Origin of the sequence: Bradyrhizobium sp. BRP20 (assembly GCF_020194215.1) — a bacterium.
GTDB lineage: Bacteria > Pseudomonadota > Alphaproteobacteria > Rhizobiales > Xanthobacteraceae > Bradyrhizobium > Bradyrhizobium yuanmingense.
In genome coordinates this window covers 394,697-407,163 of record NZ_JADYVY010000005.1, presented here as the reverse complement: position 1 = coordinate 407,163, position 12,467 = coordinate 394,697, and the positions used below count along the sequence as shown (strand labels likewise).

Sequence of the window (12,467 nt, the reverse complement as noted above, 5' to 3'; positions counted from 1 at the left end):
GCTGGCGCCGCTAGCGTCTGCGGCTCCACGACGCACGAACCTTGCAGCCGGCGGCCGCATTCATACTTCGAAGGTGCCGGCCAGAGGTTCGCCCGCGGCCGCCCCAGGAGACGGCCATGAACTATTTTCGTACCGCAATGCTGCTCGCTGGCCTGACCGCCCTGTTCATGGGCGTCGGCTATCTGATCGGAGGCGCCTCGGGCGCCATGATCGCGCTCGTCATTGCCGCCGCAACCAACCTCTTCACCTACTGGAACTCCGACCGCATGGTGCTGTCGATGTACGGCGCCCATGAGGTCGATCGTTCGACCGCGCCGGAGCTGGTCGGCCTCGTCGCCGAGCTTGCGGGCCGTGCCGGCCTGCCGATGCCGCGCGTGTTCGTGATGGATGAGCTCCAGCCCAACGCGTTCGCCACCGGCCGCAATCCGGAAAACGCCGCGGTCGCCGTCACCACCGGTCTGATGAACCAGCTCAGCCGCGAGGAGCTCGCCGGTGTGATTGCGCACGAGCTCGCGCACATCAAGCATCACGACACGCTGCTGATGACGATCACCGCGACCATCGCCGGTGCGATCTCGATGCTGGCGCAGTTCGGCATGTTCTTTGGCGGCAATCGCGACAACAACAGCGGTCCGGGCATCATCGGCTCGATCCTGTTGATGATCCTCGCTCCGCTCGGTGCCATGCTGGTGCAGATGGCGATCAGCCGGACCCGCGAATATGCCGCCGACAATCTCGGTGCGCGCATCGTGGGACAGCCGATGTGGCTGGCCTCTGCGCTGGTGAAGATCGAGGGCGCTGCGCACCAGGTCCCGAACTACGAGGCCGAGCGAAACCCTGCGACCGCGCACATGTTCATCATCAATCCGCTGTCGGGCCATGGGGTGGACAACCTGTTCGCCACCCACCCCTCGACGCAGAACCGCGTCGCCGCGCTCCAGCAACTGGCGGCCGAGCTCGGCGCGCGCGCGGCGCCGTCGGTCGGCGCCAACGAGAACTATCCACCGCGCGGGCCGTGGGGCCGCTCCTCCTCACGTCGTAGTCCCTGGGGCTGACGGAGCCGGCAAGGATTGCGTCTGGCTTTGTGATCTGGCGCACACAGGGGGGTCCGCGACCAGTGTTAACTCCTCGGCGTGACCATTCCTTCGAAAGGGGATGGGTGGCTGACGCGCTGCCGGCCACCGTCGAAGATGACCAGAATTGCCGTACCATTGCTGATCGTCCTTTGCGTGCTCGTCGGCTTGTCCACGCACATGGTCGTCAATTGCGGCGACGAGGATGATCCCGACATCTGCTCGGCCGTGATCGGCTTCTCGCCGCTGCGCGGCTCGCTGATCGCCTTCGCCTATGCGGGACGTGGACGGATCGCGCTGCGTCACGGCGACTTCAAGCGGGCGATCGCCGATTTCGACGAGGCCATTCACCTCAATCCCAACCGCGCTTCGCTCTATCGCGACCGGGCGCTGGCGCGCCGGCAGAACGGCGACTTCGAGCTTGCCATTGCGGATTACGACGAGGCGATCGCGCACGATCCCAAGCGCGCGGCACCTTATCACCAGCGCGGTCTCGCGCTCGCCGCAATGGGCGATCTCGACCGCGCCATCCTGAGCTACAGCACGGCGGTCCGCCTCGACCCCACCGATGCGCAGGCCCGTCTCGACCGCGGCCTTGCGTTCCTCGCCCGCGGCCAGACGGACGACGCCCGCGCCGATTTCGAGGCCGCGCTGGCGCTGCCCGCCGGCAAGGACGGTCGCGCGCGAGAGGCCGCGCGCGCCAAGCTCGCGGAACTCGCCAGCGCCGAGCCGACACTGGTGGCCGCGCCGCGAAGATGAGGATCTGGCGCGGCATTTGCGGCGGCACCCTCTCACGTCTTTAGGACAGGTGGCTTGCCGCATAGCGGCGAGATCGGTGAGAGATGCGGAAAGCGAGACTGTCGCGGCTGTCTGCTGCGCGTATGAACCAATTCAACTAGTATTGAGTTGGATCAATACTGGCAGGGTCCAGAGTGCATCCATGTCGTGCGCCCCTGGAGGAGCTTCCAATGTGCAAATCGGCTTTGACGATTCTGACCCTGAGTATCGCTCTGACAGCGGGGCAGGCTCGAGCCCAAAAATATGACCCGGCTTATCCCGTTTGCTTGAACGTCATTTCTCGCGGAATGACGCCATACTACCGATGCAGCTTCACGACGATGGACCAATGCAGGGCGTCGGCAAACGGCCAGATGTGCGTCCTCAATCCCTACTACGCCGGTCCTCCGGCGAGAGGAAACGCTCGGCGGCATCATCGCCAGACCTACGCGCCACCGAGGCCGCCGGTCCAGTACCGGGCGGTACCCTATAATCACTTCAATGAACCCTATTATGGGGCATCCCAAGGTTACGCGCCTGGCGAGAAAGAGCGCTTTCTCCAAAGTGTGAGGCAATACATGTGAGGGATGTCGCTCGACTGTTCGACCAGCCCATGCCTGGGGCGGAGGAATCGTTGAGGTCGCGGTCGGCCCGATTGCGGCGGCCGCGAGGGAGCGCGTCGCAAACGCGCAACGCGGCGATCCGATCAAGCCGGAGATAATTGGGAGACAGGCCGGCGAGCCTCCAGATCGCCAATCCCGTAGCGGCGATCGGTTCAACGGCAGGGCTATCGCATTTGGGAGTTTTTCCTTGCGGCCATCCTTCGAGACGCCCGCTTTGGCGGGCTCCTCAGGATGAGGGCGGGATGCGCGGCAGCAGTTTCAACGAGCACCGATGCTGATTAGCCTCATCCTGAGGAGGCGCGTCAGCGCCGTCTCGAAGGACGAGGCGCGTGCGCAGGCCGCCGCCGCAAGTCATATGCGATAGCCCTGGGTGCAACGACTACGTCTTTTTTTTCGCTTTGGCTTTCTTTGCGGCCTTCTTCGCCGGCTTCTCGTCCTTTGCCTTCTTCTCCGCTTTCACCGTAACAGGTGTGCTGGCGGCGAGGCGCATCGACCGCGCGTAGCTGTCGGCGACGTTATCGGCGGACATCTGCAGGCGCTTGGCGGCTGCAGTCGCCTGCTCCATGGTGGCCTTGGCCATCATCTTGAAGCGCTCGCCGGTCTCCTTGCCCTTGGCCTTGACCGCAAGGCTGTTGAAGCGATCCCGCCGCTCCTTGGCACGGGTCATCAGGCCCGTATGCAGCTGTCTGGCCAGTTGCCGGATCACGACATCCAGGTCGGCTTCCGCCATGGTCTCTCATCCCCTTCGAAAACGGTATCGATGCGGGCGGGACTATGCAGATCGGACCCCGGCTTGGCAATTCCCGGCTGTGCGTCATCCGCAGCTTACCGAGCGCGCGAAACAAAAAAGCCGCGCTGTTCGCGCGGCTCTTTGGCTTGGCTTGGCGCCGTCCGCTCATTTCAGCGAGGCGACCGGGCCGTTCGAGGCCGCCGGCTCGGGGTCGAAGCCGAACACGCCGACCAGATATTTGTAATAGTCCGGCATCTTCTCCTTAAGCGCCTCGCGCGACTTCGGATCGTGGAATTCGCTCTTGCCGGCCAGGAAGATGCTGGCGGTCACCGCAAAGAACTCCATGGGATTCTTCATCGCATAGGATTCCTTGGGCAAGAGGTCTTTGGACTTGGCGAGGGCGTAGTAGGTGATCACGCCCTTGTTGGCGTAGCCGTCCGGCAGCAGCCGCGCGTGGAAGGCGTGCAGCATCTCGTGCAGCAGCACGGCCTCCTTCTCGTAGCGCATCATGTCCGGCCGCAGCATGATCACGCCGAGGCCCGAATCGACCGCGAGGTCGACGGCATTGGGATTGGTCCAGCGCTGCTTGGCGGGGTCCCAGACCGTCAGGGTCCGGGGCGCGGTGCGCTGCATGTCCGGCGTGACCCGGCCGTAGCAGGCGGTGGCGGCGCCTTCGTCGAGGCAGGCGAGTTCGCTCGCGACGATCGGAACGGTGTGGAAGAAGCGCAGCACGCGCGGGGAGAGGCCGACGCCTTCGACGACGTCGATCTGGCTCTTCAGGTTCTCGGTGAGCTTGTCGACGTCCTTGCGGTCGCGGTTCTCGGAGATGTCGAACATGTAGTCGCGGTAGCTCTGGAAGCCCGGCGGCAGCGGCTGCGCCGCGCCGGCATCGAGCGACCCGGCGATGGTTGGACTGGCGAATAGCGCGCCGACGATGGTCGCGGTCAGCAGCAACGCAATGCGCATGGTGAACCCCCTGATGTCACTTCGCCCGGCAGATTAGGCCGCCCTTGTTTGCGAAAAGTGAGTGCGGCGAGACTAAGGCACTGATGTTGAGGCGTGCTTAACCGTTGGTTGCAGATCGCGCGGGCGGATTAGGGTCGGGTTAACCAAGCGTGGATCGGCTGCGCGCTTCGGCGTAACATCCGCCCGGGCTCGAGGCCCTCACATCATAGCCGGAAGGGGAGGATGCCATGTATGCCGCCATCCGTCAGGCCAAGGCAAAAAGCGGGAGCGCGGAAGAGCTGACGCGCCGCATCAAGGACGGCGCCGTTCCCATCATCAGCGACGTCGACGGTTTCCGCGCCTATTACGTCGTCTATGGCGGCGACGACACGGTCACCGCGATCTCGATCTTCGACAAGTTCGAGCAGGCGGAGGAAGCCAACAAGCGCGCCATCGCCTGGATCGAGAAGGATCTCGGCCCGCTGCTCGCCGGCGACGCCCGCGCCGTGGCGGGACCGGTGATCGTGCATACGCTGGCGTGAGGGCGCGCGCTATTGATGACCGGAGCGGCGACCACACACTTGGTCGTTATGCCCTGGCTTGACCCGGGCATCCCCTTCTTTCTGCGTATGCGGAAGCGCGTGGATGGCCGGGTCAAGCCCGGCCATGACGGAAGAGAGAGTGTGTGCCTCACAACTCCCTTGCATTCGAGAACGCAAAGCTCGACACCCGCCGCGTCGTCTCGTCCAGGATCAACGTGCGCGTGATCGGCGGCTCGGCGCGCTGGGCGCAGTTCTCGCGCTCGCAGAGGCGACAGTTGACGCCGATCGGGGTGCCCTCGGCCTTCTCCAGGTCCATGCCGGTGGCGTAGGTCAGGCGGGCGGCGTGGCGGATCTCGCAGCCGAGGCCGATGGCAAAGCGCGGCTGCGGCAGCGGATGCGGCGCCACGGGGCGGCGCACCATCTGCGCGATCGAGAAATAGCGCGTGCCGTCGGGCAGCTCGATCACCTGCTTGAGCAGGCGATCCGGCGTGTCGAAGGTCGAATGCACATTCCAGAGCGGACACGTGCCGCCGAATTTCGAGAACGGGAAGGTGCCGGAGGAGAAACGCTTGGAGACGTTGCCGGCATTGTCGACGCGCAAGAGGAAGAACGGAATGCCGCGCGCATTCGGTCGCTGCAGCGTGGTGAGGCGGTGGCAGACCTGCTCGAAGCCGGAATTGAAGCGCTGTGCCAGCACGTGGATGTCGTAGTTCAGCGCTTCGGCGGCCGCGAGGAACGCCGGGTAGGGCATCATCACGGCGGCCGCGAAGTAATTGCCGAGCGTGATCCGGAACAGCCGCCGCGGCGCATCGTCCAGCGGGCCGGCCCGGCCGATGATGGTCTCCAGCGCCTGCGCGCATTCCGCCAGGCCCAGCTGGAAGGCGAGCTGGAATGCGCGGCCGGGCGGATCGACCAGCTCCGAGATCAGCAGCTGCCGGCGGTGGCGGTCGAATCGGCGGAGCGTCTCGCGCATCACGTCGACCGGCATGATGCGGGTCTGGATCGAGTGCTTCTCGCGCAAGCGCGTTATTAGCGCGGCATACAGCCCTTCGGCGGGCTCGTTCAACTCGTCGCGCAGATTTTCCGCCGCCTGCTCCAGCTCCGGAAAATAGTTGCGGTTGGCCTCGATCAGCTCACGCACGCGCTCGACCGGATTGGCTTCAAAGCGCGTGCCGACGTCGCGGTCGGCCATCTGCGCCGCGGCCAGGGTCTCGCCCTGACGCGCCTCGGTATAGGCCGCGTAGAGCCGCTGCAGCGCATGGGTGACGCCGGGGCAGAGCTCGGCGAGGTCGCGCAGCTCCTGCTTGGGCACGTCGATCTGCCGGAACAGGGGATCGGAGAAGATCTCGTTCAGCTCGGCGAAGAAGCGGTCCTCGTCCGCGGTGGCGAGATCGCGCAGGTCAAGGTCATAGGTCTCGGCCAGCCGCAGCAGGATCTGCGCCGTGACCGGGCGCTGGTTGCGCTCGATCAGGTTGACATAGCTGGGCGAGATCCCGAGCCCCTCGGCGATCTGGGTCTGCGACAGCCCCAATTGCTGCCGGATTCGCCGGAAGCGCGGGCCGACGAAGAGTTTCTTGCCGGAATCGGCGGGCATGTCTCAGGCCTCCAGACTCAATCAAGGTCAGAACAGTTGACCTATTATTTACAAATTTTACAAAGTGACATGTATTACACGTTCAGATGTTACATGACATCACCAATAAAAAACAAGCCATCTGTACGAACTTTTCCTTTTCGCGTTTAGCTTCTGACACGCATCTCGCAATGCATTGTCAAGAATGTCGATGGCTGCGTCGCCATCGTCAGCGAAAGGATCAGGCACATGAATTACCAGCCCCGCGGTATCAGCACCCTCCAGGGTCCGTCCTCGTATCAGGACGAAGTCAAGGCGGCTCAGGCGCTCCTCGAGACCCAGCCGACCTGGAACGGCGTGTCGGCCGAGGCCGTCGCGCGCATGCGCCTGCAGAACCGTTTCAAGACCGGCCTCGACATCGCCCGCTACACCGCGGCCGTGATGCGCGCCGACATGGCCGCCTATGACAAGGATCCCACCAAGTACACCCAGTCGCTGGGCTGCTGGCACGGCTTCATCGCCCAGCAGAAGCTGATCTCGGTCAAGAAGCATTTCGGCGGCAAGACCGACCGCACCTACCTCTATCTCTCCGGCTGGATGATCGCGGCGCTGCGCTCCGAATTCGGTCCGCTGCCCGACCAGTCCATGCACGAGAAGACCGCGGTGCCGGCGCTGATCGAGGAGCTCTACACCTTCCTGCGTCAGGCCGATTCGCGCGAGCTCAACGACATCTTCCGTCTGCTCGACAAGGCGCGCAAGGAAGGCGACAAGACTCGCGAGAAGGAGCTGATCGAGAAGATCGACAACTTCCAGACCCATGTCGTCCCCGTCATCGCCGACATCGATGCCGGCTTCGGCAACGCGGAGGCGACCTATCTGCTCGCCAAGAAGATGATCGAGGCGGGCGCCTGCGCGCTTCAGATCGAGAACCAGGTCTCCGACGAGAAGCAGTGCGGCCACCAGGACGGCAAGGTCACGGTGCCGCATGACGTCTTCCTGGCGAAGATCCGCGCCTGCCGCCACGCCTTCCTCGAGCTCGGCGTCGAAGACGGCATCGTCGTGACCCGCACCGACTCGCTCGGCGCCGGCCTGACGCAGCAGATCGCGGTCAGCCACAAGCCCGGCGACATCGGCGACCAGTACAACAGCTTCCTCGATTGCGAGGAAATCACCGCGGAGAACGCCAAGAACGGCGACGTCATCATCAACCGCAACGGCAAGCTGATGCGTCCGAAGCGGCTGCCCTCCAACCTCTACCAGTTCCGCCCCGGCACCGGTGCAGACCGCTGCGTGCTCGATTGCATCACCTCGCTGCAGAACGGCGCCGACCTGCTCTGGATCGAGACCGAGAAGCCGCATATCGAGCAGATCGCCAGCATGGTCGACCGCATCCGCAAGGTGGTGCCGAACGCCAAGCTCGCCTACAACAACTCGCCGTCGTTCAACTGGACCCTCAACTTCCGTTGGCAGGTCTACGACGCGATGAAGGAAGCGGGCCAGGACGTCAGCAAGTACAACCGTGCCGAGCTGATGAAGGCGGAGTACGACGACACGCCGCTGGCGAAGGAAGCCGACGAGCGCATCCGTACCTTCCAGGCGGATTCGGCCAAGCGCGCCGGCATCTTCCACCACCTGATCACGCTGCCGACCTATCACACGGCCGCGCTCTCGACCGACAATCTCGCCCGCGAGTATTTCGGCGAGCAGGGCATGCTGGGCTACGTCAAGAACGTCCAGCGCGCCGAGATCCGTCAGGGCATCGCCTGCGTGAAGCACCAGAACATGGCCGGCTCCGACATCGGCGACGACCACAAGGAGTACTTCGCGGGCGAAGCTGCGCTGAAGGCGGGCGGCGTCCACAACACGATGAACCAGTTCGGCTAACGGCGGATCGGACCGGTCTGGAAGCCAGGTTGGAGTCCAGGCCGGTCACGCACCTCAACAGGAGACTGACAATGACCAAAGGCAGCAATTTCTGGGTGATCGGCGGCGAGTTCGGTTCGATGAACTTCCACAAGCTCGTGGAAGGCTCGGCCCAGGTCAAAGGTCCGTTCAAGACCCGCAAGGAAGCCGAAGAGTGCTGGAAGGAAGTCTCGGAAGAAAGCCGTCACAAGGCCGGCGTCCGCTTCTCGATCGTGGAAGAGCCCTCGCGGGTCTCGGCCTGATCGCCCCGACTTAAGAAGACGTCCAAGGACGGATGGTCCCATCCAGGCCCTGCCTGGGTGGGATCGTCTGTTTTTGGCACAGGTGAAACGGCTGTGGGCGCCGTAAGTCTCTGGAATTGTAGGTCTTTGCGGAGGGTTTGGTTGCTGATAGGTTAATGGGCATAAGTCGAGGACGAGGCCGACAATGTCAGAGCCCGAGACCAGCGGGACCCATCCCGGCCAGCCGGGCCCGGTGCGGCTGCGCGATGCGCTGCTGCGCGCGCGGATCGAGGCGGCCGACCGCACCGGCGTCGTGGTCGATTTGCGCGACGCCGAGGTGGCGCGGCTCGAGATCCTCAACGATGCGCTCGATCCCCTGTTCGCGCAGGTGCCCGACCAGATCGATCTGTTCGACCGCGGTATCAGCCAGGGCGATACGCCGCGGCTGTGGATCGACGTCGTCGCCCATATCGTGATGGGCCGCGACAAGCGGATGTACCGCTTCGTCCAGGACACCCGCTTCGGCCGCATCGTGCTCGCGGAATCGCACGACACCGCCGTGATCGTCGAGGCCGTCACCGACTATGTCGCGCGCCGCATGGTCGAGCGCGAGCGGGCGATGGTGGTCCAGCCCGAACCGCAAGCACCGACCGCCGCGCCGCCGCGCCGCTCGCGCCTGTGGCCATTCGTGTTCGGCTTCGTGCTCGGCGCTGCGGCGTTGTTCGGGGTGGCAGTGCTTGCGGTCTTGCGGAGCTGGTGAGGCTCTCTCCTTCGTTATTGCGAGGAGCCCTTGCGACGAAGCAATCCAGATTGCCTCCGCGGAGAGATTCCTGGATTGCTTCGCTGCGCTCGCAATGACGACCGGGGCTAAATCAACCGCACATGCTTGATCTGCCCAACCTGAAACCCCACCCCGAGGCTTCGCACCGTCTGCTCGCAGCGCCAGCCGGCATTGTCCTTCTCGATGGTGAACAGATTATACGCCGCCGCCGGATAACGTCCGTGCGCCAGCGCGGAGGCCGACGGCACGCCGAGCGCGGGAATGTTGCCGTTTGGACCCTCGAACCACATCGTCGAATGAATGTGGTCGTGCCCGTGCAGGACCAGCTCGACGCCGTGGCGCTTCAACAGTCCCAGCAATTCCGGCGCGTCCGTCATCCGCTTCGCCCGCGCGCTGGACTTCAGCGGATGATGCACCAGCAGCACGCGGAAGACGTCTTCCGCGGCGAGCCGCTCGAGCACCTCCGCAAGCGCGGCGAGCTGATCGCGCCCGAGCGTGCCGGTCGCCATCAGCGGCAGGGTCGGCACCGCCGTGGACAGGCTGATCAGGGCAAGCGGCCCGCGCCGGCGCACCGCTGGGAAGGCTGCGCCGCCGGGTGTGTCCGCGGCGATGTAGTGCAGGAACGTCTCGCCGAAGCGATGACGCGTCGCGCTGACATAGGCGTCGTGATTGCCGGGGATCGCGGTCACGCGGTCGGGCGGGCCGACGCTTTCGAGCCAGGCCAGCGCCGGTGCGAACTCCGCCTCCAGCGCCAGGTTGACGAGATCGCCCGTCACTGCGATGTGGTCGGGCGCCTGCGCCTTCATGTCGGCGACGAGCGCGTCGAGAACCTCGCGGCGCTGGTACTTGTGGCGGTTGCGCGTCCAGTTGACATAGCCGAACGCGCGCTTGCCCGCGAGCTCGATCAGCCGCGGCTTCGGCAAAGGCGCCAGATGCGGATCGGACAGGTGGGCGAGCGTGAAGGGAGCCAGCGTGGAGGGAGTCATGGCGCGCGAATGCCTCGCTATTGCTCCGCTGTAATGGCAAGGTCGCGCGCCCCGCGCAAGCAGGGCCTGAAACGGGGCGTCGAGGAGCCTGATGGGAGAACGTCTGAACCGAGCCCGACGGAAAGCCGAGCCGCTGCTGCGGCGGTTCTTGCACGGCTATTTCCTGCTCGTCCGCGGCATGACGCTCGGCGTCCGTGCCGTGGTGCTGGATGCCGACAATCGCGTCTTCCTGGTCAGGCATAGCTACGTCAGCGGCTGGTATTTGCCTGGCGGCGGCGTCGATTTCGGCGAGACCATGGAAGAGGCGTTGCGGCGCGAGCTCAAGGAGGAGGGCGACATCGATCTGACCGGCGAGGCGATCCTGCACGGCGTCTTCCTCAACAGCCACGTCTCCCGCCGCGACCACGTCGCGGTCTACGTGGTCAGGCAGTTCAGGCAGGACCGCGTCCCTGAGCCCAACCGCGAGATCGTCGAATGCGGGTTCTTCGACAATGCCGCATTGCCCGAGGGCACCACGCCCGGCACGCGGCTGCGAATCGCCGAAGTGCTCGATGGCAGGCCCGTGATTGCGACGTGGCGCTGAGGGCGGCTTGTGCTAGTAACCCGCTCGACGCGCACGGCAGGCCACGCCGCTCGGGCGCGAGCCGACAAGCCTCGGAGTGCTGCCTGATGACCACAACGCAACTTCGTATCGCGGTGCTGGTGCCCTGCTACAACGAGGAGGCCGCGGTCGCGACCGTCGTTGCCGATTTCCGCAAGGCGCTGCCCGCGGCGGAGATCTACGTCTACGACAACAATTCGCGCGACCGGACCGCCGCGGTCGCGCGCGAAGCCGGTGCGATCGTGCGCAGCGAGCGCCGGCAGGGCAAGGGCCACGTCGTGCGCCGCATGTTCGCGGACGTCGAGGCCGACGTCTATGTGCTGGTCGATGGCGATGCCACCTATGATGCGCCGAGCGCACCCATCATGATCGACAAGCTGCTCGACGAGCATCTCGACATGGTGGTCGGGCTTCGCGTCGATCAGGTCCAGGCTGCCTACCGGCTCGGCCACCGCACCGGCAACCGCATGCTGACCGGCTTCCTGTCCGACACCTTCGGCCACGCTTTCAAGGACCTCCTGTCCGGCTACCGGGTGTTCTCGCGCCGCTTCGTCAAATCCTTTCCCGTCCTCTCCGACGGCTTCGAGATCGAGACCGAGCTTGCGGTCTATGCGCTGGAATTGTCGCTGCCGGTTGCCGAGGTCGAGACGCCCTATTATGCGCGCCCCGAAGGCTCGTTCTCCAAGCTCAACACCTGGCGCGACGGCTTTCGCATCCTCGGCACCATGCTGAAGCTCTATCGCAGCGAGCGGCCGTTGCGCTTCTTCACGGTGATCGGAATCCTGCTGGCGCTGGCGTCGATCATCTTCGCGATTCCGATCGTGATCACCTTCATCGAAACCGGCCTCGTGCCGCGCCTGCCCACTGCCGTGCTGTCGATGGGCCTGATGATCATGGCCTTGCTGTCGGTGTCGTCAGGGCTCGTGCTCGATACGGTGACGCGAGGGCGGCGGGAGATGAAGATGCTGGCCTATCTGTCCCAGCCGGCGTCGAAACGGAACGCAGGTTGAGCCAGGCTTGCACTTCGCCCGCCGGGAGGTAAACGGGGCACCGCCGCCGCCCATGGACCTTCGCAGGCGCAAGTGCTACTCCGCGAATTGACATGAACGATCTCTCACTGACCATTCTTCCCGAAGCCGCCGGCGACGCTCAGGCGATCGAGCGGCTGCACGAACGCACCTTCGGCCCCGGCCGCTTCGTGCTGAGCGCCTACCGGATCCGCGAGCACGTCGACCATCTGCTCGAACTGTCCTTCACGGCCCGTATCGGCACGCTCCTGGTCGGCTCCGTCAGGCAATTGCCGATTCTGATCGGCCAAACGCCGGCGCTGCTGCTCGGGCCGCTCACCGTCGAGCCGCCGTTCCGCGATCGCGGCATCGGCCGTCAGTTGATGGAGCGCGCGCTGAAGGACGCCAGGGAAAAAGGCCACCGCCTCGTGCTGCTGGTCGGCGACGAGCCCTATTACGGCCGCGTCGGCTTCAAGCAGGTCGCCAAGGGCCGCGTCACCATGCCCGGCCCGGTCGATGCCGCGCGCATCCTGGTGTTCGAGCTCGTCGACGGCGCCTTCGAGGGCGTGTCGGGCGCGGTCGGCCCCGACTGGAGCAAAGCGCGGACATAGGAGCGGCGCGCGTCGTTGGAAACGCCGTAGCCCGGATGGAGCGCAGCGCAATCCGGGAAGGTCTTCCGCAACGA

General features: G+C 65.0%; 14 protein-coding genes. 10 read left to right on the top strand and 4 right to left on the bottom strand.

Annotated features, from left to right (window positions below; translation table 11 throughout):
- Nucleotides 1-116: 116 nt before the first annotated feature.
- The 3 genes from htpX to I6F33_RS38485 all read left to right on the top strand — a co-directional run bounded on the left by htpX (nt 117) and on the right by I6F33_RS38485 (nt 2,434).
- Nucleotides 117-1,055 (top strand): zinc metalloprotease HtpX, encoded by a 939-nt coding sequence (gene htpX, locus I6F33_RS15575; protein ID WP_225143197.1) that lies wholly within the window; start codon nt 117-119, stop codon nt 1,053-1,055.
- A 135-nt stretch (nt 1,056-1,190) separates the two neighbouring features.
- Nucleotides 1,191-1,832 carry a tetratricopeptide repeat protein gene (locus tag I6F33_RS15570; protein ID WP_192893321.1) on the top strand — a complete coding sequence of 214 codons (642 nt, stop codon included), beginning with the start codon at nt 1,191-1,193 and terminating at the stop codon, nt 1,830-1,832.
- A gap of 209 nt (nt 1,833-2,041) precedes the next feature.
- The gene (locus tag I6F33_RS38485; RefSeq protein WP_346657205.1) at nt 2,042-2,434 is read left to right on the top strand and encodes a DUF3551 domain-containing protein; all 393 of its coding nucleotides are present in this window, start codon (nt 2,042-2,044) and stop codon (nt 2,432-2,434) included.
- 418 nt (nt 2,435-2,852) lie between these two features.
- Here the strand turns inward: I6F33_RS38485 and I6F33_RS15560 are convergent, their stop codons facing one another.
- Together I6F33_RS15560 and I6F33_RS15555 are read right to left on the bottom strand one after the other, a co-directional pair.
- A complete protein-coding gene (locus I6F33_RS15560) occupies nt 2,853-3,203 on the bottom strand; it encodes a hypothetical protein (RefSeq protein ID WP_225143195.1) in 351 nt (116 codons plus the stop codon).
- Between the two features lie 165 nt (nt 3,204-3,368).
- Nucleotides 3,369-4,169, bottom strand: coding sequence for a hypothetical protein (locus I6F33_RS15555; RefSeq protein ID WP_225143193.1), 801 nt, complete (start codon nt 4,167-4,169; stop codon nt 3,369-3,371).
- A 227-nt stretch (nt 4,170-4,396) separates the two neighbouring features.
- Here I6F33_RS15555 and I6F33_RS15550 point away from each other — a divergent pair, with 227 nt between their 5' ends.
- Entirely contained in the window at nt 4,397-4,690 is a 294-nt protein-coding gene (locus I6F33_RS15550) for a hypothetical protein (protein WP_036013813.1), read from the top strand.
- A gap of 148 nt (nt 4,691-4,838) precedes the next feature.
- On the opposite strand, the gene I6F33_RS15545 is transcribed toward I6F33_RS15550, so the two are convergent.
- Entirely contained in the window at nt 4,839-6,284 is a 1,446-nt protein-coding gene (locus tag I6F33_RS15545) for a short-chain fatty acyl-CoA regulator family protein (protein ID WP_036013804.1), read from the bottom strand.
- Nucleotides 6,285-6,512: 228 nt separating this feature from the next.
- Here I6F33_RS15545 and I6F33_RS15540 point away from each other — a divergent pair, with 228 nt between their 5' ends.
- From I6F33_RS15540 to I6F33_RS15530, 3 genes are all read left to right on the top strand, one after another.
- Nucleotides 6,513-8,147, top strand: coding sequence for an isocitrate lyase (locus tag I6F33_RS15540; RefSeq protein ID WP_036013803.1), 1,635 nt, complete (start codon nt 6,513-6,515; stop codon nt 8,145-8,147).
- A 71-nt stretch (nt 8,148-8,218) separates the two neighbouring features.
- Entirely contained in the window at nt 8,219-8,428 is a 210-nt protein-coding gene (locus tag I6F33_RS15535) for a hypothetical protein (RefSeq protein ID WP_036013800.1), read from the top strand.
- 184 nt (nt 8,429-8,612) lie between these two features.
- Nucleotides 8,613-9,167 carry a hypothetical protein gene (locus I6F33_RS15530; RefSeq protein WP_225143191.1) on the top strand — a complete coding sequence of 185 codons (555 nt, stop codon included), beginning with the start codon at nt 8,613-8,615 and terminating at the stop codon, nt 9,165-9,167.
- Between the two features lie 107 nt (nt 9,168-9,274).
- Here I6F33_RS15530 and I6F33_RS15525 read toward each other — a convergent pair whose 3' ends face one another.
- The gene (locus tag I6F33_RS15525) at nt 9,275-10,159 is read right to left on the bottom strand and encodes a metallophosphoesterase (protein WP_225143229.1); all 885 of its coding nucleotides are present in this window, start codon (nt 10,157-10,159) and stop codon (nt 9,275-9,277) included.
- A gap of 106 nt (nt 10,160-10,265) precedes the next feature.
- On the opposite strand from I6F33_RS15525, the gene I6F33_RS15520 reads away from it, so the two are divergent.
- The 3 genes from I6F33_RS15520 to I6F33_RS15510 all read left to right on the top strand — a co-directional run bounded on the left by I6F33_RS15520 (nt 10,266) and on the right by I6F33_RS15510 (nt 12,393).
- Nucleotides 10,266-10,757: an NUDIX domain-containing protein gene (locus I6F33_RS15520; RefSeq protein ID WP_036013806.1), complete on the top strand. Its 492-nt coding sequence runs from the start codon at nt 10,266-10,268 to the stop codon at nt 10,755-10,757.
- An 86-nt stretch (nt 10,758-10,843) separates the two neighbouring features.
- The gene (locus tag I6F33_RS15515; protein ID WP_036013795.1) at nt 10,844-11,785 is read left to right on the top strand and encodes a glycosyltransferase family 2 protein; all 942 of its coding nucleotides are present in this window, start codon (nt 10,844-10,846) and stop codon (nt 11,783-11,785) included.
- 92 nt (nt 11,786-11,877) lie between these two features.
- Nucleotides 11,878-12,393: a GNAT family N-acetyltransferase gene (locus tag I6F33_RS15510; protein WP_057026259.1), complete on the top strand. Its 516-nt coding sequence runs from the start codon at nt 11,878-11,880 to the stop codon at nt 12,391-12,393.
- Nucleotides 12,394-12,467 lie beyond the last annotated feature (74 nt).

Excerpts from the sequence above, each read along its gene's own strand:
- htpX (WP_225143197.1), top strand. The coding sequence starts at position 117 with ATGAACTATTTTCGTACCGCAATGCTGCTCGCTGGCCTGACCGCCCTG.
- I6F33_RS15570 (WP_192893321.1), top strand. The coding sequence starts at position 1,191 with ATGACCAGAATTGCCGTACCATTGCTGATCGTCCTTTGCGTGCTCGTC.
- I6F33_RS38485 (WP_346657205.1), top strand. The coding sequence starts at position 2,042 with ATGTGCAAATCGGCTTTGACGATTCTGACCCTGAGTATCGCTCTGACA.
- I6F33_RS15560 (WP_225143195.1), bottom strand. The coding sequence starts at position 3,203 with ATGGCGGAAGCCGACCTGGATGTCGTGATCCGGCAACTGGCCAGACAG.
- I6F33_RS15555 (WP_225143193.1), bottom strand. The coding sequence starts at position 4,169 with ATGCGCATTGCGTTGCTGCTGACCGCGACCATCGTCGGCGCGCTATTC.
- I6F33_RS15550 (WP_036013813.1), top strand. The coding sequence starts at position 4,397 with ATGTATGCCGCCATCCGTCAGGCCAAGGCAAAAAGCGGGAGCGCGGAA.
- I6F33_RS15545 (WP_036013804.1), bottom strand. The coding sequence starts at position 6,284 with ATGCCCGCCGATTCCGGCAAGAAACTCTTCGTCGGCCCGCGCTTCCGG.
- I6F33_RS15540 (WP_036013803.1), top strand. The coding sequence starts at position 6,513 with ATGAATTACCAGCCCCGCGGTATCAGCACCCTCCAGGGTCCGTCCTCG.
- I6F33_RS15535 (WP_036013800.1), top strand. The coding sequence starts at position 8,219 with ATGACCAAAGGCAGCAATTTCTGGGTGATCGGCGGCGAGTTCGGTTCG.
- I6F33_RS15530 (WP_225143191.1), top strand. The coding sequence starts at position 8,613 with ATGTCAGAGCCCGAGACCAGCGGGACCCATCCCGGCCAGCCGGGCCCG.
- I6F33_RS15520 (WP_036013806.1), top strand. The coding sequence starts at position 10,266 with ATGGGAGAACGTCTGAACCGAGCCCGACGGAAAGCCGAGCCGCTGCTG.
- I6F33_RS15515 (WP_036013795.1), top strand. The coding sequence starts at position 10,844 with ATGACCACAACGCAACTTCGTATCGCGGTGCTGGTGCCCTGCTACAAC.
- I6F33_RS15510 (WP_057026259.1), top strand. The coding sequence starts at position 11,878 with ATGAACGATCTCTCACTGACCATTCTTCCCGAAGCCGCCGGCGACGCT.